Source organism: Thiorhodovibrio frisius, from assembly GCF_033954835.1.
Lineage (GTDB): Bacteria > Pseudomonadota > Gammaproteobacteria > Chromatiales > Chromatiaceae > Thiorhodovibrio > Thiorhodovibrio frisius.
Map to the genome: position 1 here is coordinate 869,654 of NZ_CP121471.1, position 25,449 is coordinate 895,102.

Sequence of the window (25,449 nt, forward strand, 5' to 3'; positions counted from 1 at the left end):
CATCCAATATCCGCCACCGGCCTGAACCCATGCACAGCATTGACGAACCGACGCCCGCGCTTCACACCGATACGGTCGATCCACTTCACGACAGCGTTGGACGGCAGCTCAGAGTGGCACGGGAGACGGCCAATATTACCTTGGCGCAGATCGCGGCCGAGTTGCATTTGTCTGTCAGCACCATCACCGCGCTGGAGGACGACCACTACGAGGGATTGCCGAGCGAAGTTTTCGTGATCGGCTATCTGCGCGCCTATGCGCGCACACTCGGGCTGGATCCGGCCCCGCTGCTCGATCAATATCGGCGCGTGCAGCCAGCCGATAGTCATCCCACCATGCCTGTCGCACGGGCGCGAGCAGATAACAGCCGTTCCTTTGCCATCCCGCTGGCCCCACTGATCGGTTTGCTGTTGGCGCTGGTGCTCGGTGGCGCGGGATGGTTCGGGTGGACGCAACTGGGCGGCAGCGACTTCTTTGCCAATCTGCTCTCCGCGCCGGACGCCGATGACACTGGGGTAATTTCTCCGACGCCCAGGGTCGCGCGGCCCGTTCTGCCGCGTCCGCCGGCCGATGTCGATCCGGAGGCAGCTCTCAACCCAGAAGGCAGACCGCTGGATGAAGCCTCAGCTGACGCGGCTGCCGAAGCGCTGGATACCGAGCCCGAACTCGAGCCCGAGCCATCTGGAACAGCGCCGGAATCCGACTCCCCTCCCGCAGATGAAGAGCCGGCCGATGCAGACATGGCCGGCCTGATCGCGTCCATCGGCGCCGACGCGGACGAGAATGATACGGCTACTGAGAGTGATGGTAGCGAGGCTTCCGCCACGGCGGAAGTCATCATGACCTTCAGCGGACCCTGCTGGGTCGATGTGCGCGACGCCACCGGCGAGTACAAGCTCTTTGGTGAAATGAACAAGGGTGACCGCGAGACCCTTGGCGGCCGGGGGCCTTACTCGATCATTCTGGGTAATGCGGCGGCGGTTGCGGTCACAGTGGACGGGAAAGAGTTTGACGTGGAGACAGTCGCGCGCGGCAATGTGGCCCGCTTCGATCTCGACCCCGCTGTCCTTTAAGTCCACAGCGCTCATCCCCGCCCACAGGCAACAAGTATTCAGATGGCCGAACAGAAACCAGAACAGCTGCGCGCCGTGCGTGGCATGCACGATATTCTCCCTGCTGACAGCGCCCGCTGGCAGTGGCTGGAGGCGCGCGCGCGCGACCTGCTCGCGCGTTATGGCTATCGCGAAATTCGCATGCCCCTGGTCGAGGCAACCGGACTTTTTCAACGCTCCATCGGCGAGGTCACCGACATCGTCGAGAAGGAAATGTACAGCTTCGAAGATCGTGGTGGGGATCATCTCAGCCTGCGTCCTGAGGGCACCGCGAGTTGCGTGCGCGCGGCCATCGAGCATGGCCTGCTCAGCCAGCCGCAGCGGCTGTGGTATGCCGGGCCCATGTTTCGGCGCGAGCGGCCGCAGCGCGGTCGCTATCGGCAGTTTCATCAGATCGGCGTGGAGGCCTTTGGGCTGGCTGGTCCCGATGTTGATCTCGAACAGATTCTCCTCACCCGCCGACTATGGGACGCGCTGGGGCTGAGCGATCTGCACCTGGAGCTCAACAGCCTGGGCGACCTGGCTGACCGGGTCCGCTACCGCGAGGATTTGGTCGCCTATCTCGAGCGCCATCGTGACGCGCTCGATGACGATAGCCGGCGTCGCCTTGGCACCAACCCACTGCGGGTGCTCGACAGCAAGAATCCGCAATTGCGCGAGCTGATCGCCGCGGCGCCCAGCTTGCTCGATTATCTCGGCAGTGAGGCGCGGACGCACTTTAATGCACTCTGCCGAGGGCTCGAGCGTGCCGGGCTCGAGGTGCGGATTAACCCGCGCCTGGTGCGCGGTTTGGATTACTACAATCGCACGGTGTTTGAGTGGATTACCCAAGCACTCGGCGCCCAGGGGACCATCTGTGCCGGGGGACGCTACGACGGCTTGGTCGAGCAGCTTGGCGGGCGCGCCACGCCGGCCATGGGTTTTGCCATGGGGCTGGAACGGTTGCTGGAGCTGAGCGCGCCCACAGCTGAAGATCTAAAGGACGCACCAGATCTTTTCCTGGTCGCGGCCGGCGAGCAGGCCGAGGCGCAGGCGGTGCTGGTGGCCGAGCAGGTGCGCGAGCAGCTGCCCGGCTGGCGTCTGCTGTGCCACTGCGGTGGTGGAAGTTTCAAAAGCCAGTTCAAGAAAGCAGATCGCAGCGGCGCACGCTTCGCGCTGGTGCTGGGGGACGATGAGCTGGCCGAGGGCCAAATCAGCGTCAAGCCGCTGCGCGGCGATGCGGCACAAGAGCGAGTCGCGCTTGATGATCTGTCAAAGTATCTGGCCAGGAAAGCTGGCGCCTAATCCATTCCCGGATCAAATCCCTGATTATTGTCAGGACTATTTTCAAGAATCGTTTCACGCATAAGGGTAAAACCGTGGTCGAGTTGCAAACCGACGAAGAAAAAGCCGAAGCCATCAAGAAATGGTGGAAAGAAAACGGTCTTGCCGTGGTCTCCGGGGTGGCCATCGGACTGGCGATCATCTTTGGCTGGCGTGCCTGGATGAGCTATCAGGACCAACTCGGGCAGCAGGCGTCGCTCGCCTTCGAGGAGCTGATGGTGACTGTGAACCAGGTTTCGCTCATGGCGCCCGCGCCGGCCGATGCCGATCCAGCTTCATCAGACTCCGAATCGGCTAGCGACGAGTTGAGTGCGCTGCTGACCGTTGCCAGCGAGCAGCAGGCGCGCCTGAATGAAGACTTTGGCTCCACCGCCTACGCGTACTTTGGGCAACTCGCCCTGGCCAAGGCGCACAGCGATCAGGGCCAACTCGAGGCGGCGGCCGAGGCGCTGCGCGGGGCGCTTGATCAGGCGCCGACAGCGCTGCTTAAGACCCTGGCTGGGCTGCGTCTGGCGCGGGTGCTGATTGCGGCTCAAGACTATGCGGCAGCCGGGGCGGTGATCGACCAGCATGAGCAAGACAATAGCTTCGCGGCTGACTTTGCCGCTTTGCGTGGCGACATTGCTGTGGCCGAGGACCGCATCGAAGATGCCCGCGCGGCTTATCGCCAAGCCTTGGAGGGGGATGTCGCGGCCGCCGGATTGATCGAACTGAAATTGCAGGATTTGCCCACTTCCACGGGTAGCTGAGATGGCCTTCTTGACGGTGCGAGCCGGCCTAAGTGGTATCTGATCAAACAAAGGGCGCGGGAGACGAGAGATGACAACGACAAGCAACAGAAGCCTCGGTCCAGGTTACCGTCTGGCCGGCGCGCTGATCCTGCTGGTGCTGGTCTCGGGTCTCAGCGGCTGTGGTATGGTGCCCTTGATTGGTGGCGAGAAGGACCCGAGACCGCCAACCGAGCTAAATAAGTCCTTTGCCCAGCAGCTTGCGGTCGATACCCTGTGGAAAACTCGCATTGGCAAAGGTACCGATGGCCGCGCCCTGAATTTGGTGCCAGTGCCGCGCGATGGTCGCCTATATGTGGCCGATGGTCGCGGACAGGTGGCGGTGCTGTCGCAGAACGACGGCCGGGTGATCTGGGAGCGGGACACCGACCTGCGCTTGAGCGGCGGGCCCGAGGTGGTGGGCGATTTGCTCGTTCTCGGGACCAGCGATGGCGAGTTGATTGGCCTGTCCGCGCAAGACGGCCGCGAACGCTGGCGCGCGCAATTGAGCAGCGAAATCCTGTCGACACCCCGCATTGCCGGCGAGCAGGTGATCGTGCATACCATCGATGACAGCGTCTATGCGCTGTCAGCCAGCGATGGCAAGGAGCTTTGGCGCTACAGCTACCCGGCCCCGGTATTGACCCTGCACGGCAGCAGCTCACCGATCATCGTCAATGATAATGCCATCGTCGGCATCGCCGGCGGGCGCCTGGTGAGTCTCGAACTCGAGCACGGCGCGCCCAATTGGGAGCTGACCGTCACGCCCGCGAGCGGACGCAGCGAACTCGAGCGCATTGCCGATCTCGACGTCGATCCGGTGGTGGTGGGGGATATTGCCTATGTGGCGACCTATAACGGTGACCTGGCAGCAGTGGATATCGTCACCGGTGCGGTGCTCTGGCGGCGTGAACTCTCAGCCTATGCCGGCTTGGCTGCGGATGAAGGCAGACTTTTTGTGACCGACTCATCCGACATCCTCTGGGGCGCCACCACCGCTGATGGTTCTGGTCTGTGGAAGCAGGACGCGCTCAAGTATCGGCGACTGACGGCACCGGCCATCCTGGGTGACAAACTGGTGGTCGGTGATATTGACGGCTGGGTCCACTGGCTCGCCCTTGATGACGGTCGCCTGCTGGCGCGTGACCGGGTGTCCAAGTCTCGCATTGTGCATCGCCCAGCCGTGGCCAATGGACGGGTCTTTGTCTATGCCAACGATGGCACTGTTGCTGCGCTCGCCGCACGCGGGCAGGCCAGACGGGTGCCGCCGGCGCGCACCGGCACTGCGGTTTCCCCGTCGGATTGACATGCTCCCAGTCATCACCCTGGTTGGGCGCCCCAATGTCGGCAAGTCAACGCTATTTAATCGTCTGACCCGCAGTCGTCATGCGCTGGTTGCCGACTACCCCGGCCTGACGCGTGATCGCCAATATGGCGTCGGCCAGCTCGGTCCGCGTCCTTACATTCTGGTCGATACCGGCGGCTTGTCGGGCAGTTCCGATCCGCTTGATATGCTGACCGAACGTCAGGTCCGCCTCGCCATTGCCGAGGCGGATCATCTGCTGTTTCTAGTCGATGCGCGCGATGGTTGTCTGACAGGCGATTTTGATATCGCCGCCGAACTGCGCCGCACCGGCAAACCCTTGACCCTAGTGGTCAACAAGGTTGATCGGCTCGATGCCAGTCTGGTGCTGCCGGAGTTTCATACTCTGGGGCTCGGCGACCCGCTGCCAATCGCAGCGAGCCACGGACGCGGTCTGAACACCCTGCTCGAGCACATCTTTGATGCTTTGCCGCCCGCTGAGACGGATGCCGAGGCAGTAGGGACGGAGGAGGCCGCCAAGGGCATTCAGATCGCCGTGGTTGGGCGGCCCAATGCCGGCAAATCAACGCTGATCAATCGCCTGCTCGGTGAGGAACGCGTGGTGACCAGCGATACGCCGGGTACCACCCGCGATAGTTTGTTCATTCCTTTTCAGGCCAACGGCCGGGATTACACGCTCATCGATACCGCCGGCATGCGGCGTCGCGCCAAAGTCACCGAACTAATCGAAAAATACAGCGTCATTAAGGCGATGCAGGCCATTGATGCGTGCAATGTGGTCATTCTGGTGGTGGACGCCCAAGTTGGTATTGGTGAGCAGGACGCGACTCTGGCCTCCCATGTGATCGACAGTGGGCGCGCGCTGGTGGTCGCCATCAATAAATGGGACGGGCTCAGCGCCGATGAGCGGGCCAAGATCAAAGACAGCTACGAACGCAAGCTTGCCTTTCTGGATTTTGCCGAGCGCTTTCAGATATCCGCACTGCATGGCTCGAGTGTGGGTTTGCTGCTTGATGCTGTCGAAGGTGCTTACGCCAGCGCGATTCGCGATCTGCCCACACCTTTGCTCACACGGCTGTTGGCCGATCTAGTCAGCGAGCATCAGCCGCCGCTGGTGCATGGTCGGCGCATCAAGTTGCGCTACGCCCATCAGGGTGGGCGCAATCCTCCGGTGATTGTGATCCATGGCAATCAGGTGGAGGCAGTGCCCGATGCCTACCGTCGCTACCTGATTAACCGGTTTCGCAAAGAACTCAGCCTCCACGGGACCCCGTTGCGACTCGAGTTTAAAAGCGGCAGTAATCCCTTTGCTGGCAAGCGCAACAAACTCACCCCGCGTCAGCAGCGCCAGCGCGATCGCCTAAAGCGCTTTGTGAGTCGGCACGGGCGCTAGCTCGCATCGCTCAGGCGCGGCGCGCCATCCTACCGCCATGCCGACGACTGGCTATTCGCGCCCGCTGCGGCTGGTGGTGCCGCGCTGATAGTTGTCGGGGCTTTTGTACAGGTCGCTGCCGCTGCCCTGCTGCCCGCGCTGGGCGTCGAGCAGTTCGCGTTTGGCCTCCTCAACCTTCGTGCGTTGCTCGGGGGTGAGGTTGCGGTCATTCACAAGGAGCTGGTCCCATTGCTCGGCAGCGGGTGATGCATCATCCGACCCCGCCGAGGATTTGGATGCGGCATCTGACCCCTGTTGTCCGGCGGCTGCCTCGCGTGCGGCCTGGCGCTGCTGGGCGTAGGCGTCGGCGGCCTGCTGTATGTCGCGGGCGCGGGCCTCTGCTGCCTGACGGTCGGCCTCGCTTGGTCCGGGCTGCAACTCGATGCTCTCGACATTGCGCACATTGGCTCCGGACGGTGGCTCGGCGGAAAAGCTGACATTGCCCTGTGCGTCGACACTGCGATAGACCTGCTGTTGGGCCTCGGCGACCGTCGAGATGGCGATGGCAAAGGTGCCGGCGAGGATCAGTGCAGGGCTCTGAGCAATAAACAGCACGGGATGATAGGACATGACAGGACTCCACGCGTTTTGGATGAAGGTTGTCGGAGTCTAGCGCAAAGGTACGTCCGGGTTAAGCCGCCGCTGCGGGTATGCCGACCAGGGGCTTCGCGTCAGGTGCTGTTTGAGGTTTGCTCCGTTGCAGTGCGGCCTGATCTCTTAGCGCCCGCGCGGACCCTGGTGCTTTTTTCCCGGGCGGGGGCGGCTGGGCGGCTCGTCGGAGTCGCGAATGCGCAACGCCTGGCCGCAGACATAGACCCGCTGCAAGTGCTGAAAAATCTCCTTCGGCATGCCGGGCGGCAGGTCGACGATGGAAAAATCGTCGCGGATATCGATGCGACCAATGCGTCGGCCATCGAGCCCGGCCTCGTTGGCGATGGCACCGACGATCTCCCGCGGGCTGACGCCGTGGGCATGGCCGACTTCAATGCGGTAGCTAGCGAGTTGTTGGTCCTGCTCGCGGCGTGGCGGGCGTCCGCGCGGTCCGTCGCGATCCGGCCGACCCCCGCGGTCCCGGTCACGCTCCCGTTCGGCGCGCGGCGGCGGGCTCAGGCGTTTCTCTTCCACCTCCAGCGGGCGTTCGCGTTGCAGCAGGAAGCACAGAGCTGCTGCCATATCGACAGGGTCGAGTTCCTGCTCTTTGCTCAGGCGCGCGACCAGGCGGTAGAAGAAGTCCAGGTCCTGTTCGCTTAGGGTGCTGCGCAGGTCTTGCGTGAAGCGGTCGATGCGCGATGCGCTGAGCGCGGCGGCCGAGGGCGGGTCCATGGCCGGAATGTTGCGGCGGATAGTGCGCTCGATGGCGCGCAGCAGACTGCGCTCGCGCGGCTCGACCAACAAAATGGCGCGCCCGGTGCGCCCGGCCCGACCGGTGCGGCCGATGCGATGTACATAGGATGCCGGGTCGGTGGGAATGTCGTAGTTGATCACATGGCTCAGGCGCTCGACATCCAGCCCGCGCGCGGCAACATCCGTGGCGATCAGAATATCCAGCTGGCCGTCTTTCAATCGGCCAATGGTGCGTTCGCGCAGCTCTTGGTTCATGTCGCCATTGAGCGCCTCGGCGGCAAAACCGTGGGCTTTGAGCTTGTCGGCCAGCTCGGTGGTGGCATTCTTGGTGCGCACAAAGATCACCATGCCGTCGAAGGTTTCCATTTCCAGCAGGCGGGTCAGGGCGTCGAGCTTGTGCCCGCGCGCGACCACGCAATGGTGCTGATCGATGGTATCGACTGTCTCGGCCGAGGCGCGCACCCGCACTTCGACGGGATTTTTGAGCCGCACGCGCGCAACGCGCTTGATCGCCTCTGGCATGGTCGCGGAAAAGAGCGCCACCTGCCGCTTTTCGGGGCAGTGCTCAAAGATCCAGTCGATATCCTCGGCAAAGCCCATGTTAAGCATTTCGTCGGCTTCGTCGAGCACCATGGCGCGCAGGCCGTCGAGCGACAGGTTGCCACGACGCATGTGGTCCATGACGCGCCCGGGTGTGCCGACGATGACCTGCGGCCTGCGCTTGAGCTGGCGGATTTGCAGGCTGTAGCTTTGCCCACCGTAGATGGGCAAGATGTGGAAATTCTTGAGCTGGGAGGCGTAGTCTTGAAAAGCCTCGGCCACCTGCAAGGCCAGTTCGCGCGTGGGTGTCAGCACCAGCAACTGCGGTAGCTCTTGCTCGGGCTCCATGCGGCACAGCAATGGCAAGGCAAAGGCTGCCGTCTTGCCGGTGCCGGTCTGGGCTTGGCCGAGCAAGTCCTCCCCATTGAGCAGATGCGGGATGCATTGCGCCTGTATGGGCGTGGGCGTCTCGTAGCCAAGGGTGGCGACGGCACGAAAGATGGGCTCGCACAGGCCAAGTTGCGCGAAGGTCAGCGTCGGTTCTTCAACCGAAGCGTCCTGAATAGGGTCATGGTCCATGGGGTATTCGTTCTCGGTCGACCCCGCAGCGGAAATGCAATCGGGGTTGAGTTTCAAGCATAGTTCAAGGGCGCGAATCGGGCATTGCGAATCGGCGATGTCAGCCGGACCCCCGTCGAAAAAGAGCCGAGCCCTTGCTTGCACGCCCCAGCTTACATTTTACCGTGAAATAGAAGATTCATCCTCTGGGGAGGCCGGGGCTATGAGCATGACCGCAAGAACTCAGGTGCTGACTAGGGACGCTTGTCCCCGTCTGTTGTCAATACTCGCGCTACCCCGGGGCCAAGGTCAAACTCAAAGGGCGTGGGCAGATAATCCATCGGCCAGTCGGGAGAAAGGTCGTGGAGCGGCGGCGGGACGTCGATTAGGGCGTAAAGATCATCAAGGTGCAAATGCTGATTGTTGTGCGGGTCTTTGTTCAGGATCAGCAGTGCTTGCTCGGAGCCCTTTGCGGCTTTCTTGCGCAGAATCAGAATCGCCTCGTTTGGGTGCGTGAGTTGCTCGATTGGCCCCTCGCTGCTAAAAACCGCGCTGCGCTTTTTGATGCCGTTAATCTGGGTGATGAAATCAGTCAGGTCGATATTGGGTTCTTCCCAATCCGTTGGGCGGGTGTTGACCACATGCAGACGCTTGCGGAAGCCGTACTCGAAGCCCATGGGCATCATCACATGGCTTGAGAACAGGGCCGCGAACAGGTAGCGCTGGCGCATGGCATCAAGGTTGCCGTCGGTCTCGCTGAACAGGCGCTCGGTGTCGTGGCTTTCCGGAAAGCTGATGGAGCCCAGCATGGAGCGGGTGAGCGCATACTGGGTCAGCAACCAGGGGCTGGTGAAATCCCACCATTTGGCGCTGTTGTAAATGGCGTCGAAGCCCGCCGCAGCCGTGCTTTTGGTCTGTTTGGGCGAGCAGCCGAGGGTTTCGGCCACAAAGACAATGTCCGGATGCTTGGCGCGGCAACGACCAATCAAGTTCTGCCAAAATTCAGCAGGGAGCTGGTAGGCAGCATCGCAGCGAAAGCCGCGAAAACCAAGATCCGTCAGATGCTCGACCACGCTGACAAAGTACGCGAGCATGCCCTCTTTGTCGGCGGACTTGCGGTGATCGAATTGCGCCAGATCGCGCCAAATGACCTTGCTGCCGTCGGGCTCGACACAAAAGGGATTGGCTGGCTTGCCGCGCTTCATCACGAACCATTGTGGATGTTGCTTGACCAGCGGGCTGTCGATGGCGCAGTGATTGATGACCAGGTCGGTCATCATCTTAAGCCCAAGCTTTTCGGCGCTCGTGCAGGCGGCGCGGAGTTGTTTAGAGCTAGAGAGGCTGCCAGGGCCAACAAAGACTTGGTTGATGCCGAAATAATCGCTGATGGAGTAAAGACTGCCAGACGCGCCAAGCGCCTGGACCGGATTGACGAAAATCCAGTCAAAGCCCATGGCGGCGGCACGCTTAAAATGTGGCGTCCAGTCCGGAAAAGGCCCGGCAAGAAGCGGAAAAAGGTTGTAGATGATCATTGGTGGTTGGTGCTCGATGAGGGGCGGATTGCTGCGCGCTTGGCCATCAGTGTCACCCTCCGGCGTCGCCGGCGTATTGGACCTCGCTGACTTGGGAATCACGCGCTCTGCACCGATGTTCCTAGCAAATCGCAAAGCCTTGTTCAACCCTCAGCGAGCCAGGAGTCATGATGTCCGGTCTTTATAACATGTTAGTCAACAGGGCGGTCCTTTTGGCCGAACGCGGCTGGTTACCCGACGCGCTGGTGCGTGCCGGGATTCGCGCGCGTCTGCGCGATACGCTGAAGGATTTGCCGGTGACCGACTGTGAAGCCGCCATTACCTCCGAACGGGACTTTCTCGCCATGATGCGCGCATCGCCCATTGCTGCGGTGCCGGAGCGCGCCAACCAGCAGCACTACGAGGTGCCGGCAGAGTTTTTTGATCTGGTCCTGGGGCCGCGACGCAAATACAGCTGCTGCCACTGGCCCGATGGCGTTGACTCTCTGGCCCAGGCAGAAGATGCAGCGCTCACACTCACCGCCGAGCGAGCCGGCATTGCTGATGGCCAGCGGGTGCTGGAGCTTGGCTGCGGCTGGGGCTCTTTCAGTCTATGGGCCGCAGCGCATTATCCGGGCAGCGAGTTCGTCGCCGTATCCAACTCCCATTCCCAGAAGGCATTTATCGATGCCGAGGCCGCGCGCGCGAGTTTGACCAATTTGCGCGTGCTCACAGTCGACATGAATGACTTTCAGGCTCCGGGGCAGTTCGACCGCATCGTCTCGATTGAGATGTTCGAGCATATGCGCAATTGGTTTGCGCTGTTCGAGCGCCTGCATGGCTGGTTGCTTCCGGGTGGGCGGTTTTTGATGCACATTTTCTGTCATCGCGCGCACCCTTACCCTTACGAGGAGCAGGGCGGCGATGACTGGATGACGCGCTTTTTCTTTGCCGGTGGCATCATGCCCCATGATGCGCTGCCGTTGCAGTTTCAGCAGCATTTGCGTCTGCTTGACCACTGGCGTTGGGATGGACGCCATTACGAGCGCACGCTCAATGCCTGGCTTGCGCGCATGGATGAGAACCGGGGGCAGGTGATGCCCATTCTCGAGCAAACCTATGGCGGCGATCCGGCCAGCGAAAATCTACCCAGCGAAAATCTACCCAGCAAAAATCCAGCGCCTGCCGCTGCTCTGTGGTGGATGCGCTGGCGATTGTTTCTAATGGCCTGCGCCGAACTTTTCGGCTTTCGCGCCGGGCAGGAATGGTGGGTCGGGCATTATTTGTTCGAGCGTCCAGCAAGTGAAAGCGCCCCCAAAGGGTAGGCGCGCGGTGATACCGAAACCCTTTGGAATTTCGGCTTGTTCTGGGCCGGGTGGCGGCCACGGGGGGCGCCGTAAATACATCCCCATTTACATCCAGGGAGGCTCCCCGGCGGCGTCCCTGATCCGATCAAGGGCCGCCGAGACCCCCGCGTCCGTCACCCGGCCCAAAACCAAAAATCAATTTGCGATTGGTATTATAGTGAGCCAATCAAATGACTGGATGACACAAGGGATTCGCAATGAAGGCTCTGACGATAATGCTTAGCTTGGCGGTGGTGGCAATGGCCGGTTGCGCACAGTCGCCCCAGACAATCGACTACAACCTGGTCACCACCAACATCAAACCCCATGAGTACGGCGAAGTGCTGTGCCACGGCGTGCCCATGGGCATTCGCGCTACCTGTATTACGCGCGCCATGCAGCACTATCGCGAGCGGGTGCGCATCGATGGGCCGCCTGCAGATGCCACGCAGGGGCCCTTTGCGATGGTGTTTGCCGATGGCGATTTCTACGCTGGGCGCTATACCTCAGAACCTTTCGCGTCGGCTTTTACCGCGCGTAACGCAACGGATCAGCAATGTCGTGGCCGTTACAACGCCTTCCACGGGGATAAACAGCCGATTTTTAAGATTTACTGCGATGGTGGTGTGACCGGGCAGGGCAACATCATTCTCGACCTTAGCGGGCGTAACGGCCTTGGCGAGTTCAAGCTTGAAGATGGCCGCCACGGGCGCATTGCTTTTGGCTATGCGGCGGTGGATCTTTAAGCGGAGGCTATTGCTGCCCTTTAGCCTTGGGCGCTTTCAGCGCACGTCATAGTCTGCCGGCTCGCCAATCAGGTCGTGCTCTTTGCTCTCGGTAATGCGCGCCAGGATGAAATCGCCGGGGGTGACATCCCAGGTCCCGGGAATAATTACCTCGCCGTCAATCTCTGGCGCGTCGGCATGGCTGCGGGCGAAGCACCGGTCGGGTTCGACCCGATCAATCATCACCAGGAGTTCCTGGCCAATGCGATCCCTGAGCTTGGCGCGGCTGATTTTGGCCTGATGCTGCATCAATTGTGCGAGTCGCTCCTGCTTGATGCGCTCCGGCACCTGATCGGGGAGCGCATTGGCCGCAGCACCGGTCACTGGTGAGTAGGCGAAACAGCCCACGCGGTCGAGTTGCGCCTCGGTCAGAAATTCAAGCAGGTGTTCGAACTCCGCTTCTGTTTCCCCAGGAAAACCCACGATAAAGGTGCTGCGAATCGCCAGGGTCGGGCACTGTTCGCGCCAGTTTGCGAGTTTCTCGAGCATCCGCTCGGCGGCTGCCGGGCGGCGCATCGCGCGCAGAATGGCGGGGTGTGCATGCTGTAGCGGCATGTCCAGATAGGGCAGGATCAGTTCCTGCGCCATGAGCGGGATCAGTTGATCCACTGATGGATAAGGATAGATATAGTGCAGGCGCACCCAGGGCGCGATTTCCCCAAGCACTTGGGCGAGGGAGGTGATGTCGGTGCGCAGCGGGCGGCCGCCCCAGAAGTCCAGTTGATGCTTGCTGTCGCGACCGTAAGCACTGGTGTCTTGCGCGATTACCATCAGTTCACGCACGCCGTTATCGACCAGTCGCTGCGCCTCCTCGAGTACCTCGCCAATGGGCCGGCTGCGCAGCGGGCCGCGCAGGCTTGGGATCACGCAGAAACTGCATAAGTGGTCGCAGCCCTCGGAAATCTTGATGTAAGCACTGTGTGCCGGCGTGAGCTTGACGCCCTGCGGCGGAGTCAGACGCCCGGAGGGATGCTCCGGTGGTGGCAGGTGCCGGTACAGGGCTTCCATCAGTTGGTCATCCTGCTCCGGGCCGGTGATGGCCAGCAGGTTCGGATAGGCGTCGCGAATCATGGCCCCGCGCGCGCCTAGGCAGCCGGTCACCATGACCTGATCGCAGGCATCAAGGGCCTCGCCGATGGTATCGAGCGATTCGGCGACAGCATCGTCGATAAAGCCGCAGGTGTTGATAATGATCAGATCGGCCGTCGCATAATCCGGCGCGATCCGGTAGCCATCGGCACGCAGTCGGGTGAGCAGGCGCTCGGAGTCGACCGTGGCTTTGGGGCATCCCAGGCTGATAAATCCGACACTTGGAATCATGTCTCACACCCGTTGTGGCGATGGAGTAGCTGCGATGGAAAGGATTTGCGGTGAAACTATAGCGTTTCTGTCGGATTTTATCTTGATGGGCGATGGATTTCCGGTAGGATTGTCAGTTCGCAGTGGCTGGCCCGAGTCGCTGTCCGCCTCCGGTCAATCCTCTCCAATACAATCGATATGCCTAGCGAAAACTCCCCCGGCAGCTCCATGCAAATTCTACTGGCGAACCCGCGCGGCTTCTGTGCCGGTGTTGATCGCGCCATTGAGATTGTCGAACGGGTGCTCGATCTGCACGGCGCGCCCTTGTATGTGCGCCATGAAGTGGTGCACAACCGCTATGTCGTTGAGTCCCTAAAAGAGCGCGGCGTCATTTTCATCGAGGATGTCAATACAGTTCCCGCAGGGGCCGTGTGTGTTTTCAGCGCGCATGGCGTCGCGCTTGGCGTGCGCCGTCAGGCCGAGGAGCGCGGACTGCGCTTATACGATGCCACCTGTCCGCTGGTGACCAAGGTGCATCTGGAGGTCGCGCGCCATTGCCGTGAGGGTGCTGATGTGGTGCTGATTGGCCATCGCGGGCATCCCGAGGTGGAAGGCACCATGGGACAATGTCAGGACGGCAATGGGCGGGTGTGGCTGATCGAGTCGGTCGCGGATATCGACGCTCTTGAGGTACGCGACCCGGACAAGGTCTGCTATGTCACCCAGACCACTTTATCGGTTGATGACAGTGCAGCGATGATCGAGGCGCTGAGAGCCCGGTTTCCAAACATCAAGGGCCCGAAAAAGAGCGACATCTGCTATGCCACCCAAAATCGCCAGGATGCGGTGCGCAAGTTGGCTGCCGAGGCGGATCTGATGCTGGTGGTGGGCTCGGTGACCAGCTCCAATTCCAATCGCCTGCGCGAACTGGCCGAGAAGCAGGGCATGCCGGCCTATCTTATCGATGGTGCCGAAGATATCGATCCTGCCTGGCTGCTCGACCGCGCGCGGGTGTCGGTCACGGCCGGGGCCTCGGCGCCTGAGCTTTTGGTGCGTCAGGTGATCGAGCGCCTGCGACAACTGGGGGCAGGGGAGGTCACTGAGTGCAGCGGGGTGTCCGAGGAGGTGGTGTTCGCCTTGCCCAAGTCTCTGACCACGGCGGATCATGCGGGCGAGCGTTCCACGTAATAATCGCGATCCAATCAGCGAGAAGCAGAGCAGACGATGAGTGATTATCTGGTTGTCGGCGGTGGTGTCATTGGCCTGCTCACCGCCCATGAACTGGCCAAGACCGGCGCCTCGGTGACCCTGGTCGAGATGAGCAATACCGGGCGCCAGTCCTCCTGGGCTGGCGGCGGCATTCTGCTGCCCCTCTACCCCTGGCATCATCCGAGCGCGGTAAATGCCCTGGCACTCTGGAGCCAGGCGTTTTATCCCGAGCTAATGCAAGAATTATTCGATCAGACTGGCGTCGATCCAGAATACCGCGCCACCGGTCTGATGATTCTCGATGCCGAGGAACGCGATCTGGCTCTGGCTTGGGGTGAGCGCCATCAGATGCCGATCGAACTGCTCGATCGTGCCCGGCTGGCGGCAATCGAGCCCAACCTGGAACTGCGGCTGGATAACGCGCTCTGGTTGCCGGGCGTGGCGCAGGTGCGCAACCCCAGGCTAATGCGCTCCCTGCGCGCCGCGCTCGACAAGCGGGTAAAGATTCGCGAGCACGAGGAAGTGATTGACCTGCGCGTGCATGAGGGGCAGGCGCGCGGCGTTCGCACCACTGCCGGACAGCTCCCCGCTCATCGGGTGGTGGTGTGCGCCGGGGCCTGGACCGCGCAGTTGATTGAGCGTCTTGGCGCGGCGCCAAAAATCCGTCCGGTGCGGGGGCAGATGATGCTGTTTTTTGCCAAGCCCGATCAAATCCGGCAGCTGACGCTTTATCGCGAGCGTTACATCATCCCGCGCCAGGATGGCCGGGTGCTGATCGGCAGCACGCGCGAAGAGGAGGCTGGCTTTAGCAAAACGACCACCAGCCAGGCAAAAGAAGAACTCTATCGTTTTGCCGTGGAACTCTACCCTCTGCTCAAACGTGCGCCGATTGAAGACCACTGGGCAGGGCTGCGCCCGGGCTCGCCTAAGGGCGTGCCCTATATCGGCGCCTATCCGGGTGTGGAAAATTTGTTTGTCAATGCCGGGCACTTCAGCAACGGTCTTGTCACTGGGCCAGCCTCGGCACGCCTGATCTGCGACCTGATGCTCGGCCGCCCGCCCATTGTGCCGCCCGAGCCTTATGCGTTAGACGAGCCACGCGGCTGAAGGCGCGGGCCATTCTGTCGCCTTTTTGGCGTGCTTAGTCAGCCTCCGGTGGGGAGCCGGCGGCGGTGAGTATTGCATTGAGCCGTGCGAGTTCCTTCTCGGCACGCACCTTTTCGGTCACGTCGTACTGAATCCCTAAGTAGTAGAGCAAATTGCCCTCGTGGTCGAACAACGGGCGGATGGTGAACTGGTTATAGAACAGACTGCCGTCCTTGCGGTAATTGCGCAGGGTCACGGTGACGGATTCCTGTTTGTCCAGCCCCTCGCGGATGCGCGCAAGCTCGGGCTGCTCGTCATCCTCGCCCTGTAAAAAGCGGCAGTTGCGCCCAATAATCTCCTCGCGCTCATAGCCGGTAATCAGCTCGAAGGCCTCGTTGGCGTAAACGATGGGGTTGTCCGGCTGATCGGGGTCAGACAGCGTCACTCCGTTGACAACGGTATCCAGAATTTGGGACAGCACAAAGGGAATCAGTCCCGGGTCTTTGTCGGCGATGAATTCCATGATTAGCTCCTGGGGTTAGCTCCTAGGGTTAGCTCCTAGGGGGGCGGCTCTTGGTCAATGGGGCAGTGGCTTGCGCCAGGGTCTTACCCTGGTGTCTTATTGTGGCTGGTTAAGGGCGGCAACGGGTTTCAGTTCCCTGGCTCGGTCGAGCCGGTTGCGAGTTCGCGCTCGGCCAGGGTCTTGATGTTGCGCACCACGCGCTCGGCCCCTTCCTGAATGGCGAGGCGAATCAGTTTCTCGAACGGACGCATGTAAAGCTCAAGGCGTCGCAACTCAAAGCCAAATTCCAGCCGGGTCTGGTTACCCTCCGGCGCCAGCCAATAGCCAGTGCGAAACAGATCCGTGCTTTCGGCAAACTCCAAACGCGCCGGGCTTTCAAATGCGGTGACCGTAAAGCGATTATCGCTCCGCCGCCCTTGATCCACCCGCACCTGGCGCAGAAGACTGCCGACGCCGATGGGGCCAGGCGTCAGTGCTTCAATTTGTCTAACCTCCGGCGACCAGCGGGCGTAGTTCTCGACGAAGTCATCGGCGACGAAGCCAAACACCTGCTCCGCTCGCCGCTCGATCAGAATGTTGGCTCTGGCTTTGACCATGATGCTGTCCTCGCGGTTGTGGCGCTCCCTGAGGCCTGACGTTAACCGATTGGTCTGGAGAGTCTATCCCAAGTTTGACATCTTGCGACAGAATTATCTTTAAAGTCAGAAGGATAAGTGTAAACAAGTGTACGTTGTGGCACGACATTTGGATCGAAAATTTCAAGTGACGGATCAGATGAACGATAATTTTTCCGCGCAAGAAAATTTCAATCACTTACGCCAATTTTCAGTTTGGAAATGCCAAATATGGTCTAAGCTCATTGCATCCGTTCATAGCCACCAAAGCCGGATGCCCCGCCATCGGTGAAGATGATGACTGCCAACCTTCACGCCCATGAGACGCCCCGCGCGGAAGAGTCATCCCCCGCGGCGACTGGCGCGCCCATCCACCAGCGCCTCGCGTTGCTCGATGCCTCTCAAACCGCGGACGCCCAATCCTGGATCGCGGAGTTCTCTTGTCGGCAGATCAGTGCCGGAAGTTTCACCGGCCTGATTGAGCGCGCGGACCTCGGCGACATCGAGATCGTTCACGAGCAGCAAAGTCAAGACCTCTACAAAATCGGTGCCACACCCAATGGGCAGTGCACCATCTCACTGATCCTGTCACCGGCCGCCAACACGCAGGACAAGAAGCGGTTTACGCAATTCGCTGACGATAGCGCCGAGCAGCTGTTTTTCCTGCCCGAGCAAACGGAATTCGATGTTCTCGTCCCCGGCGGCATTGCCACCTGCTATGTGCGACTCGACCAGGCCGAGCTCTTGCGCGAGCTTGCCTTGCTAAACGAGCCCCTGGCCGAGCGCCTGGCGGGCGAGGGGAATCTCACCGGGCTCGGTCACACCGCCAAGGCGCCCCTCGAGCGCAGCCTGCGCGCCCTTCTTGCGTTGGCGCGCGACCTTGACCGGGACCTGCGTGGTCCCCAACCCGATGGGTTCAGCCAGACCCTGCGCGAATATCTCCTCTTAGCCGTTAGTCACTCCGACCCCGATGGCGGCGGCGGCCCAACCTCCATGCTCGCCGCCGCTCCCTGCGCATTGTCCGCCGCGCGCAAGCCTGCATGGACGCGCAAGCCAGCCATGGGGACGTGTCCAGGGTCAGCGACCTCTGCGCCGCCGCGGGCGTATCCGAGCGCACCCTGCAGCATGCCTTTCGCGAGCAACTTGGCCTCGCGCCCGGCGCTTACCTGCGCATGCGCAGGTTGAACGGCGCGCGGGCCGAACTGCTCGCGCCCACCGCCTCCACCCGCACCATCACCGAGGTCGCCGCCCGCTGGGGCTTCCTGCACATGGGGCGCTTCACCCGCGCCTACCGCGACCTGTTCGGTGAACTACCCTCCACCACGCTGGCGCGCTCTCTTTCTAACTGAGCCCAAGCCTCTCAGCGCCCGCTACCCGCGCTTTTCGCCAGTTTGCACCAATTCGGTGCGTAAGTTTTCGCGTTTTGACCTAGTTGGGTACTCGGGTATCCGCTAGGGTAAAGCGTGAAGGCTTTTCAATGACATCAGTCAATGACGAGATGGCGCGGCCAGATAGGCCCGGGAATCCGTTACCCCGGAGGCATCGAGCCTCTCGGCGGTCGTCATCCTCAGCGCAAGGGGGGCAAGTCAATGAACAATCAACGGAATTTTGACAAATTCGCCCAGGATTCGTCGACCAAGTCTGGATTCTAAGCTGCGTTGAAAAATATTGCGCCAGACTGGATAAAGTTCCTCCTCGGCGCTCATGGGTGAAAGGCGGTTCAGCAGGCTGGGCGGGATTCACCCTGCGAAGCATAACCCTGCCGACGTTTCGACGCGCCGAACTTCTCCTCGGCTGCAAGCATTTGATTAGGGAGTCTCTACGGCATGTTAAATTTCTTCGACCCCACGTTTTATCTTCAGAACAATCCAGACGTTGCCGCGGCGGTTGCCGCCGGCGTGATGACCGCTGAGGAGCACTTTGAGCAGTTCGGCCAGTACGAGAACCGGAGCCCGCATCCGTTCTTCGACGCAGACTACTATCTTCAAGAAAATCCCGACGTCGCCGAGGCGGTGGCCAACGGCATCATGACGGCCTATGAGCACTTTGTTGCTTTCGGTGCCCAGGAACAGCGCCAACCCTCGCCTTTGTTAGACCCCGAGTTTTATCTGCAACAAAACCCCGACGTGGCGGCGGCCGTGCAGGAAGGCGCCATCGATTTCTTCACACATTTCATGTTTTTTGGCAGGACGAATGGCGAGCTTCGCTCGCCCGTGCCGGGCATTGACCTCAAGGCCTATGCCGAGGCGAACCCGGATGTCGGGGAAGCCGCCGCGCGTGGAGAGCTTAATCTCGTCGATCACTTGTTCTCGCATGGGTTCGAAGAAGGGCGCGATCTCGGCAACGGCATCAACCTCGGCGACTTCGCGAATGATCCCGAGTTCCAGGCTGCCCTGGCCAGTGGCAATGCCATGGCGGCGCTTGCGCGTGTGAACGAGGTCGCGCCCTTTATGCCGAGTTTCGTGCCGCCCGCGGGTTGGACCCCGCCTGCTGATCTGCCGATTCCGATCGACTTCGTGCCGCTCGATGGCATGAGGCTCGTGGTGCCGGAGGGGGTTGAAGTACCTGCTGGAACCGTCCTGCCGGATACCTTCGAGCCGCTCGCCACGATGATCGAGGGCGTGGTGGTCGACGGCTACGTCAGCGGCGCCACCGTCTGGGCGGACACCGACGGCGATGCCATCCAGGATCCCGACGAGCCCTCCACCACCACCGACGAGCTTGGCAACTTCGTGCTCGAGAACGACGACGGCAGCCCAGTCCAGGGCACGCTGATGTCCACCGGCGGCACCGACATCGCCACCCGCGGGCCGGCTGACGACTACCAGGCGCCCGCGGGCTCCAAAGTCATTGGCCCCTTGACGACCCTGGTGCAGGCCGTTGCCGAAGCCGGGGGCATGAGCGCCGCCGCCGCTGAAGCGGCCGTCAAACAAGCCCTCGGCATTCCCGCAGAGATCGACCTCAAAGAGTACGACCCCATTGGCGAAGCCAACAAAGAGGGGGCCACGCCAGAGCAAAAACAGGCCGCGCTTGAGATCCAGGCCAAGGCCGCCCAGATCGCCACCACTGTGGGCCAGGGCAGCGCCCTGCTTCAAGGCGCCGGCGCCGCCACTGACGGTCAGGACGGTCAGGACAAGGTGTTCGCCGCCCTAGCCGCGACAACCAACGCGCTTGGCGAGGGCGAGAGTCTCGACCTTGGCAACCCAGAGCAGGTCCAGGGGGTTTTCGAGGGCGCCGCTGGCGATGCCGATGCCGCGACCCAGGAGAAAGTCGCTGGTCTGGCCGCAAGCGCGGCCGGGGTGACCACTCAGCTCACCAACAAGATTCAAGACGCCGTGGGCGCGGATGCTGGCGATGATCCCACCGCGACATTGAAGGCCATCACCCAGGTTCAGATCGTTGCCGGGGATGTGGAGCAGCTGGTTCAAAGCGGCGCGGCCGCGGGCGACTTGGGCGATGCCGAGGAGGCGACCTCCGACAGCAACCTCGACGCGGCCATCGAAGAGGCTGGCAGTGAGGTCGGCGATGTGGATGGCGATGGGGATTCGGATGCGGATGTTCCGACGAATACGGGAGGTGGTGGTGGCACCACCCCGCCGGCGATGCCGACCTTTACGGTCACGGAGGGTACTGGAGACAATGAAGGCGACTGGACCGTCGGCACGCAGAACGGAAATGTGATGGTTACGATTGATGGGGGCTATTATGTTTTCACCCCAGCGGATGGCGACGGCCCCGTAGAGGTCCTTATTAGCGAAGTCGACAGCCTGATCGTCAACAGCATCACCCTGACCGGCACGGCCGCCGATCTGACCGGCGAGACCATCACCGGCACGGGCACGGTGGCGGTGACGGCGCTGCATGAAAAACTTTCGGCAGATCTGGGCCAAATCAACACAGATAATGTCACAGCGACTATTGACTCTACGGGTAATCCAAATTTCAACGGCAACCTTGGTAAGGCAGAAGTCACGATAACGGGCACGGGAGTTATGGGTCTTTTAGGCGCCCAGGGAAACCTAGGTACAGCCTCTTTTATAATTGAAGATAATGCATCTCTGAACCCCAATGTCATTTTTGATTTTTCTGGGGTTTCCGTATCCGGGGAAGGCACTTTTCATGCGTATATAAATAACGATACAAATGCGAGTCAATTCACCGCTGATAAAATCAAGATCGAGCCACGATGGGCTATTCCAGTTGATATCAGCGAGAACTCTACTCTGCTCAATAATTTCATATGGTATGGCGGCAATAAGTATCAGAGTTTGACACTCTCTGCTGAACAAGCGAGTGGCAAAAACAGTGGGGGTGAAGCCGCAATTACTATAAAAGGGTCGGATGGGAATCAGACGATTAATGTGGCGACCACCGGTACCAATTCAATCGCCGGCGGCAAGGGCGCCGATCAGATTTATTTGCCGGTTGACGGGCCAAACCTCTTAGGAGTGGATACCATTGTGGTAGATGCTGGGGAGGCGGTTGCCGCCGCACTCACCTATGAGCACGATGTGACCAGTCTGCTTGACGGCGATAAGATCACCGTCACGTTGCCGGATTCAGCGACGACGCACGATTCCGCTGACACCTATAGGTTCACCCAGAGCGGCGCCTATGACGAGGCCAGGCTCCTTGACGCGTTGAATAACAACGACAACTGGACAGGCGTGCTGGATGGGGCCTTCTCGGTAGTCAGTAACCAGTTGGTCTTCACCTACACCCAATTTGGCTCTCAGAGTGACCTCTCCCAATCAGCCCTGGCCGTCGATTTGGCCGAGACCACCGGTTCGGTAGATGATACCTCGGCTGAGGGTTCCGATGCCTCTGCGGCGGAACTTACCTATGAGCACGATGTGACCAGTCTGGTTGACGGCGACAAGATTACCGTTACGTTGCCGACTTCAGCGACGACGCACGGTTCTGCTGACACCTATATCTTCACCCAGAGCGGCGCCTATGAAGAGGCCAAGCTCCTCGGCGAGTTGAACAACAGCGACAACTGGGCGGGCGAACTGTCCGGGGCCTTCTCGGTAGTCAGTAACCAGTTGGTATTCACCTACACCGCAACGGGCGCGCAGAGTGACCTCAACGAATCAGCCCTGGCCGTCGATCTGGCCGAGACTGCCGATACTACCAAAATAGTTAGTTGGGGTGCTGTTGATATCCGCGCCGAAATCAGCTATGAGCACGATGTGACCAGTCTGCTTGACGGCGATAAGATCACCGTCACGTTGCCGGATTCAGCGACGACGCACGATTCCGCTGACACCTATAGGTTCACCCAGAGCGGCGCCTATGACGAGGCCACGCTCCTCGGCGAGTTGAACAACAACGACAACTGGACAGGCGGGCTGTCCGGGGCCTTCTCGGTAGTCAGTAACCAGTTGGTCTTCACCTACACCCATTTTGGCTTTCAGAATGACCCCTTCCAATCAGCCCTGGCCGTCGATTTGGCCGAGACCACCGGTTCGGTGGATGATACCTCGGCTGAGGGTTCCGATGCCTCTGCGGCGGCACTCACCTATGAGCACGATGTGACCAGTCTGGTTGACGGCGACAAGATTACGGTTACGTTGCCGACGTCAGCGACGACGCACGGTTCTGCTGACACCTATTTCTTCACCCAGAGCGGCGCCTATGAAGAGGCCAAGCTCCTCGGCGCGTTGAACAACAACGATAACTGGACAGGCCAACTGTCCGGGGCCTTCTCGGTAGTCAGTAACCAGTTGGTATTCACCTACAACTTTATGGGCGCGCAGAGTGACCTCAACGAATCAGCCCTGGCCGTCGATTTGGCCGAGACCACCGGTACGGTGGATACTTCTTCGGCGACGGGTGCCCTAATCCTCCCCGACTCCCCAGCCGGCGACCCGGATATGATCACCAACTTTGATCCGAGCGATGACATCCTTGATCTGCCGTCGAATACGATCAAGGGGAATGGCACCGTTACTGAAGGAAGCGCCACTTCTGGCGTCATCACCATAGAGGCGATGACAGTGACTGATGGTTTCGCAACGTTCTACTCGGATAACGCCGCCACCGCCATCGTTGATATGACCTCTGTGGACGCATCAAAGGCTGCTGACATGTACCTTGGCAACGATACGGTTGTTGCTAATGGCGAAACCGTAGCATTTGCCTACGGCACGGTTGCCGCTCCCGGCGTCTTCGTTTGGCAGGGGGATGCGAATGGTGATATTGGCATTAAGCTCGATGGCGTTGAAGCGAAAGTCAATGCTCTGGTGACGGCAGGTTCCACCGCAACCGATATTCTGATTGCCTAGAAATCTAATCGGGCGAAAGAAAATAAACCAAACGGGCCAAACCAAACGGGCCAGGCTCAAACCAAACGGGCCAGGCTCGAATTGATTTCCAGCCCAAGCCCTAAATTAAAGGTAAATTAAAGGGGCCGTGTTCGAATTAAATTAAAGTTGCCGTGCTCGAATTAATTTTCGAGCCACCCGGGCAAGGACGCCCAGCCCCGTGAGCCATTCCACCTGATCTCAGGTTTCACCTACCAGCCCCCGGGGTTCGCCCCCGGGGGATTTTTCATGTCGGCCTCGGCGCCACGAGCGGCGGTGCATTGCAGACACCCCTTCGTGCCGCGACAAGGCCAAACTGCCAGCGGTGGTGGAGATGTTGGCCAACAGATCGTGCGCGAGGCCAAGACCACCCGGCGCTATGCCGACAAGCTGGTCGGCGTCACTGTTCGACTACGCAGAGCCCGAGCGCTGGGCCGAGCTGGAAGCCAGCGACAATGTCTTTGCCCTGGTGGTCATGGCGCAGATCCGCGCCAAGGTCACCGACGACGCCGAGACACTGAAACGCTGGAAGCCGAATTCCGCCAAGAACTCTATGCCTACGAGGAGCAATACGAAATGCCTTATGTCACGACTGATGAACGAGCGGGGATTGAGAAGGGGAAAACGCTGGGATTGCAGCAGGGCGAAGCCACGATCTTGATGATGCAGCTGGAAGAAAAATTCGGCTCAGATTTACTTGAAGCGCACCGGGAGCGCGTCGTGGCAGCCGACTCTGAAGAGCTCCTGCAATGGTCCAAACGCATCCTCACCGCCGAGACGCCCGAGACGATCTTCCACTGAGGCGCAAGCCACGCTGGCAACATCAACCCGCCGCCCGCAACTCCACCCGCACCATCACCGAGGTCGCCGCCCGCTGGGGCTTCCTGCACATGGGGCGCTTTACCCGCGCCTACCGCGACCTGTTCGGTGAATTACCCTCCACCACGCTGGCGCGCTCTCTTTCTAACTGAGTCCAAGCCCCTCTCAGCGCCCGCTACCCGCGCTTTCCGCCAGTTTGCACCAATTCGGTGCGTAAGTTTTCGCGTTTTGACCTAGTGCAATAGTCGGGAATGCGTTAGGTTAAATCACCAAGCCTTTTCAATGACATCAGTCAAGGACGCGAAACCGCGGCCCGATGGCCGAATGCGCCCGCGAGTCGATTTCCCCGCTTGGGATATTGGCTCTCTCAGCGGCCGTGATCGCCAGCGCAAGGGGACAGAGATGAACAAGCAACTGGATTTCAACAAATTTGCCCAGGATTTGCCGGCAAAGGCAGGCCTTCCGCCCGAGGTGACAGTTTCCGAGCCGTCTTCCGCGGCGGAAATTCTGTTTATCGATGCCGCCGTTCCGGATGCCGAGCAACTGGCTTCCGGCGTCAGGGATGGCGTCGAGGTGGTGTGGCTGTCCTCCGATCAACCCGCTCTCGGGCAGATCGCCGCTCACCTCACGGACCGCGCCGGACTCGGCGCCATCCACATTGTCTCCCATGGCAGCGCCGGCACACTGAATTTTGCCGCCGGCGCTGTCGATGTCGGGAGCCTGCGCGCCGAGGGCGACGCATTGGCGACCATCGGCGGCTCGCTGAGTGACGACGGGGATATTCTGCTTTATGGCTGTGATCTGGCTGCGGATGACGCCGGGCTCGCGTTCATCGATGCCTTGGCGGAGGCGACAGGGGCCGACGTGGCGGCGTCGGACGACCGCACCGGCGCGGCCGATCTGGGCGGCGACTGGGACCTGGAAACCACCACCGGCCCGGTGGAGAGCGCGGGCGCTGTCACGGCACAGGCGATGGCGGGCTATGGCGGTGTGCTGGCCGGGGGAACGTTTGATTTCACGGGGGCCACGACGCCGACGCAAACCGTGGCCGGCATCACGGTCTGGGTCACGGCCTGGAATAGCTTTGGGACTGAAACGGGTGGCCTTGGCATAAACAGCGACAAGGTTTACGACACCGGCAACACGGGCGCCTCGCTCATTTTCGACTTCTCCCATCAGGTTGACGTCTCCAGCTTTCTGGTCGGATTTTATAGCGGGAGCAACGCGCCCGGCCCCTTTCAAATCCGGGGCATGCGCGGGGGCGAATGGGTCGAAAGCTACAGCCCCCAACCCGGCTACAGCGACCTCTATGGTGCTTGGGATGCGGCGCCGGCCTATACGGTCGATCTTTCCGGGGGAAATAACTGGGGGTTGGTCGAGAAGATCGAGGTCAGAAACACGACCAGCGGCTCGGCCAGCTTCATGGCCGACACCATTATCTTTACGTCGCCGGATGCCGACAGCACGGCACCGTCCGTGACCAGCATCGCACCGGCTGCCGGGGCCAGTGCCGGTGATACCACGGTCACGTATCGGGTGGCGTTCAGCTAGA

The 25,449-nt window shown here is 60.8% G+C and carries 21 protein-coding genes; 15 read left to right on the plus strand and 6 right to left on the minus strand.

Features of this window, described 5'->3' with window-relative positions:
• Positions 1 to 29: 29 nt before the first annotated feature.
• The 5 genes from Thiofri_RS04305 (at position 30) to der (ending at position 5,919) form a co-directional block, all read left to right on the plus strand.
• Entirely contained in the window at positions 30 to 1,073 is a 1,044-nt protein-coding gene (locus Thiofri_RS04305) for a helix-turn-helix domain-containing protein (RefSeq protein WP_040857431.1), read from the plus strand.
• 42 nt (positions 1,074 to 1,115) lie between these two features.
• Complete coding sequence (gene hisS / locus Thiofri_RS04310; RefSeq protein WP_009150489.1) at positions 1,116 to 2,396, plus strand: histidine--tRNA ligase; 1,281 nt, start codon at positions 1,116 to 1,118, stop codon at positions 2,394 to 2,396.
• Between the two features lie 74 nt (positions 2,397 to 2,470).
• Positions 2,471 to 3,184 carry a YfgM family protein gene (locus Thiofri_RS04315; RefSeq protein ID WP_009150490.1) on the plus strand — a complete coding sequence of 238 codons (714 nt, stop codon included), beginning with the start codon at positions 2,471 to 2,473 and terminating at the stop codon, positions 3,182 to 3,184.
• Between the two features lie 70 nt (positions 3,185 to 3,254).
• Entirely contained in the window at positions 3,255 to 4,508 is a 1,254-nt protein-coding gene (bamB, locus tag Thiofri_RS04320; protein ID WP_009150491.1) for an outer membrane protein assembly factor BamB, read from the plus strand.
• A 1-nt stretch (position 4,509) separates the two neighbouring features.
• A complete protein-coding gene (der, locus tag Thiofri_RS04325) occupies positions 4,510 to 5,919 on the plus strand; it encodes a ribosome biogenesis GTPase Der (protein ID WP_009150492.1) in 1,410 nt (469 codons plus the stop codon).
• A 51-nt stretch (positions 5,920 to 5,970) separates the two neighbouring features.
• On the opposite strand, the gene Thiofri_RS04330 is transcribed toward der, so the two are convergent.
• From Thiofri_RS04330 to Thiofri_RS04340, 3 genes are all read right to left on the minus strand, one after another.
• Positions 5,971 to 6,528, minus strand: a complete 558-nt coding sequence (locus Thiofri_RS04330; RefSeq protein ID WP_009150493.1) for a DUF4124 domain-containing protein — start codon at positions 6,526 to 6,528, stop codon at positions 5,971 to 5,973.
• A 147-nt stretch (positions 6,529 to 6,675) separates the two neighbouring features.
• Positions 6,676 to 8,421: a DEAD/DEAH box helicase gene (locus Thiofri_RS04335; protein ID WP_143741991.1), complete on the minus strand. Its 1,746-nt coding sequence runs from the start codon at positions 8,419 to 8,421 to the stop codon at positions 6,676 to 6,678.
• A gap of 233 nt (positions 8,422 to 8,654) precedes the next feature.
• Positions 8,655 to 9,932, minus strand: coding sequence for an alpha-amylase family glycosyl hydrolase (locus Thiofri_RS04340; RefSeq protein ID WP_009150495.1), 1,278 nt, complete (start codon positions 9,930 to 9,932; stop codon positions 8,655 to 8,657).
• Positions 9,933 to 10,120: 188 nt separating this feature from the next.
• On the opposite strand from Thiofri_RS04340, the gene Thiofri_RS04345 reads away from it, so the two are divergent.
• Together Thiofri_RS04345 and Thiofri_RS04350 are read left to right on the plus strand one after the other, a co-directional pair.
• Positions 10,121 to 11,236 (plus strand): SAM-dependent methyltransferase, encoded by a 1,116-nt coding sequence (locus Thiofri_RS04345; RefSeq protein WP_040858022.1) that lies wholly within the window; start codon positions 10,121 to 10,123, stop codon positions 11,234 to 11,236.
• A gap of 257 nt (positions 11,237 to 11,493) precedes the next feature.
• Complete coding sequence (locus Thiofri_RS04350) at positions 11,494 to 12,003, plus strand: hypothetical protein (protein WP_051023949.1); 510 nt, start codon at positions 11,494 to 11,496, stop codon at positions 12,001 to 12,003.
• A gap of 36 nt (positions 12,004 to 12,039) precedes the next feature.
• On the opposite strand, the gene rimO is transcribed toward Thiofri_RS04350, so the two are convergent.
• Positions 12,040 to 13,362, minus strand: coding sequence for a 30S ribosomal protein S12 methylthiotransferase RimO (gene rimO, locus Thiofri_RS04355; RefSeq protein WP_009150498.1), 1,323 nt, complete (start codon positions 13,360 to 13,362; stop codon positions 12,040 to 12,042).
• 207 nt (positions 13,363 to 13,569) lie between these two features.
• Between rimO and ispH the strand changes: the two genes are divergently transcribed.
• Together ispH and thiO are read left to right on the plus strand one after the other, a co-directional pair.
• Complete coding sequence (gene ispH / locus Thiofri_RS04360; protein WP_009150499.1) at positions 13,570 to 14,529, plus strand: 4-hydroxy-3-methylbut-2-enyl diphosphate reductase; 960 nt, start codon at positions 13,570 to 13,572, stop codon at positions 14,527 to 14,529.
• Positions 14,530 to 14,565: 36 nt separating this feature from the next.
• Positions 14,566 to 15,657, plus strand: coding sequence for a glycine oxidase ThiO (thiO, locus tag Thiofri_RS04365; RefSeq protein WP_009150500.1), 1,092 nt, complete (start codon positions 14,566 to 14,568; stop codon positions 15,655 to 15,657).
• Positions 15,658 to 15,691: 34 nt separating this feature from the next.
• Here the strand turns inward: thiO and Thiofri_RS04370 are convergent, their stop codons facing one another.
• The gene (locus Thiofri_RS04370; RefSeq protein WP_009150501.1) at positions 15,692 to 16,159 is read right to left on the minus strand and encodes a PAS domain-containing protein; all 468 of its coding nucleotides are present in this window, start codon (positions 16,157 to 16,159) and stop codon (positions 15,692 to 15,694) included.
• 128 nt (positions 16,160 to 16,287) lie between these two features.
• The gene (locus tag Thiofri_RS04375) at positions 16,288 to 16,755 is read right to left on the minus strand and encodes an SRPBCC family protein (protein ID WP_009150502.1); all 468 of its coding nucleotides are present in this window, start codon (positions 16,753 to 16,755) and stop codon (positions 16,288 to 16,290) included.
• A 315-nt stretch (positions 16,756 to 17,070) separates the two neighbouring features.
• On the opposite strand from Thiofri_RS04375, the gene Thiofri_RS04380 reads away from it, so the two are divergent.
• The 6 genes from Thiofri_RS04380 to Thiofri_RS04405 all read left to right on the plus strand — a co-directional run bounded on the left by Thiofri_RS04380 (position 17,071) and on the right by Thiofri_RS04405 (position 25,448).
• Positions 17,071 to 17,958: a hypothetical protein gene (locus Thiofri_RS04380; RefSeq protein WP_223296878.1), complete on the plus strand. Its 888-nt coding sequence runs from the start codon at positions 17,071 to 17,073 to the stop codon at positions 17,956 to 17,958.
• Positions 17,841 to 18,122, plus strand: coding sequence for a helix-turn-helix domain-containing protein (locus tag Thiofri_RS04385; protein WP_223296866.1), 282 nt, complete (start codon positions 17,841 to 17,843; stop codon positions 18,120 to 18,122). The genes Thiofri_RS04380 and Thiofri_RS04385 overlap by 118 nt, the downstream gene beginning before the upstream one ends.
• 477 nt (positions 18,123 to 18,599) lie before the next feature.
• On the plus strand, positions 18,600 to 23,060 hold the full coding sequence (locus Thiofri_RS04390) for a hypothetical protein (RefSeq protein WP_009150504.1): 4,461 nt from the start codon (positions 18,600 to 18,602) through the stop codon (positions 23,058 to 23,060).
• A 369-nt stretch (positions 23,061 to 23,429) separates the two neighbouring features.
• Positions 23,430 to 23,879 (plus strand): hypothetical protein, encoded by a 450-nt coding sequence (locus Thiofri_RS04395; protein ID WP_223296809.1) that lies wholly within the window; start codon positions 23,430 to 23,432, stop codon positions 23,877 to 23,879.
• Positions 23,828 to 24,049, plus strand: coding sequence for a helix-turn-helix domain-containing protein (locus Thiofri_RS04400; RefSeq protein ID WP_083848552.1), 222 nt, complete (start codon positions 23,828 to 23,830; stop codon positions 24,047 to 24,049). Before Thiofri_RS04395 ends, Thiofri_RS04400 begins: the two co-directional genes overlap by 52 nt.
• Before the next feature lie 250 nt (positions 24,050 to 24,299).
• Positions 24,300 to 25,448 (plus strand): DUF4347 domain-containing protein, encoded by a 1,149-nt coding sequence (locus Thiofri_RS04405; RefSeq protein WP_190275852.1) that lies wholly within the window; start codon positions 24,300 to 24,302, stop codon positions 25,446 to 25,448.
• Position 25,449 lies beyond the last annotated feature (1 nt).

Bases quoted from the DNA above. Each gene is read 5' to 3' on its own strand.
- Thiofri_RS04340 (WP_009150495.1), bottom strand. From the start codon at position 9,932: ATGATCATCTACAACCTTTTTCCGCTTCTTGCCGGGCCTTTTCCGGAC.
- bamB (WP_009150491.1), top strand. From the start codon at position 3,255: ATGACAACGACAAGCAACAGAAGCCTCGGTCCAGGTTACCGTCTGGCC.
- Thiofri_RS04350 (WP_051023949.1), top strand. From the start codon at position 11,494: ATGCTTAGCTTGGCGGTGGTGGCAATGGCCGGTTGCGCACAGTCGCCC.
- thiO (WP_009150500.1), top strand. From the start codon at position 14,566: ATGAGTGATTATCTGGTTGTCGGCGGTGGTGTCATTGGCCTGCTCACC.
- Thiofri_RS04400 (WP_083848552.1), top strand. From the start codon at position 23,828: ATGGTCCAAACGCATCCTCACCGCCGAGACGCCCGAGACGATCTTCCA.
- Thiofri_RS04335 (WP_143741991.1), bottom strand. From the start codon at position 8,421: ATGGACCATGACCCTATTCAGGACGCTTCGGTTGAAGAACCGACGCTG.
- Thiofri_RS04380 (WP_223296878.1), top strand. From the start codon at position 17,071: ATGACTGCCAACCTTCACGCCCATGAGACGCCCCGCGCGGAAGAGTCA.
- der (WP_009150492.1), top strand. From the start codon at position 4,510: ATGCTCCCAGTCATCACCCTGGTTGGGCGCCCCAATGTCGGCAAGTCA.
- Thiofri_RS04345 (WP_040858022.1), top strand. From the start codon at position 10,121: ATGTTAGTCAACAGGGCGGTCCTTTTGGCCGAACGCGGCTGGTTACCC.
- Thiofri_RS04330 (WP_009150493.1), bottom strand. From the start codon at position 6,528: ATGTCCTATCATCCCGTGCTGTTTATTGCTCAGAGCCCTGCACTGATC.
- Thiofri_RS04390 (WP_009150504.1), top strand. From the start codon at position 18,600: ATGTTAAATTTCTTCGACCCCACGTTTTATCTTCAGAACAATCCAGAC.
- Thiofri_RS04370 (WP_009150501.1), bottom strand. From the start codon at position 16,159: ATGGAATTCATCGCCGACAAAGACCCGGGACTGATTCCCTTTGTGCTG.
- ispH (WP_009150499.1), top strand. From the start codon at position 13,570: ATGCAAATTCTACTGGCGAACCCGCGCGGCTTCTGTGCCGGTGTTGAT.
- hisS (WP_009150489.1), top strand. From the start codon at position 1,116: ATGGCCGAACAGAAACCAGAACAGCTGCGCGCCGTGCGTGGCATGCAC.
- Thiofri_RS04305 (WP_040857431.1), top strand. From the start codon at position 30: ATGCACAGCATTGACGAACCGACGCCCGCGCTTCACACCGATACGGTC.
- rimO (WP_009150498.1), bottom strand. From the start codon at position 13,362: ATGATTCCAAGTGTCGGATTTATCAGCCTGGGATGCCCCAAAGCCACG.
- Thiofri_RS04375 (WP_009150502.1), bottom strand. From the start codon at position 16,755: ATGGTCAAAGCCAGAGCCAACATTCTGATCGAGCGGCGAGCGGAGCAG.
- Thiofri_RS04405 (WP_190275852.1), top strand. From the start codon at position 24,300: ATGAACAAGCAACTGGATTTCAACAAATTTGCCCAGGATTTGCCGGCA.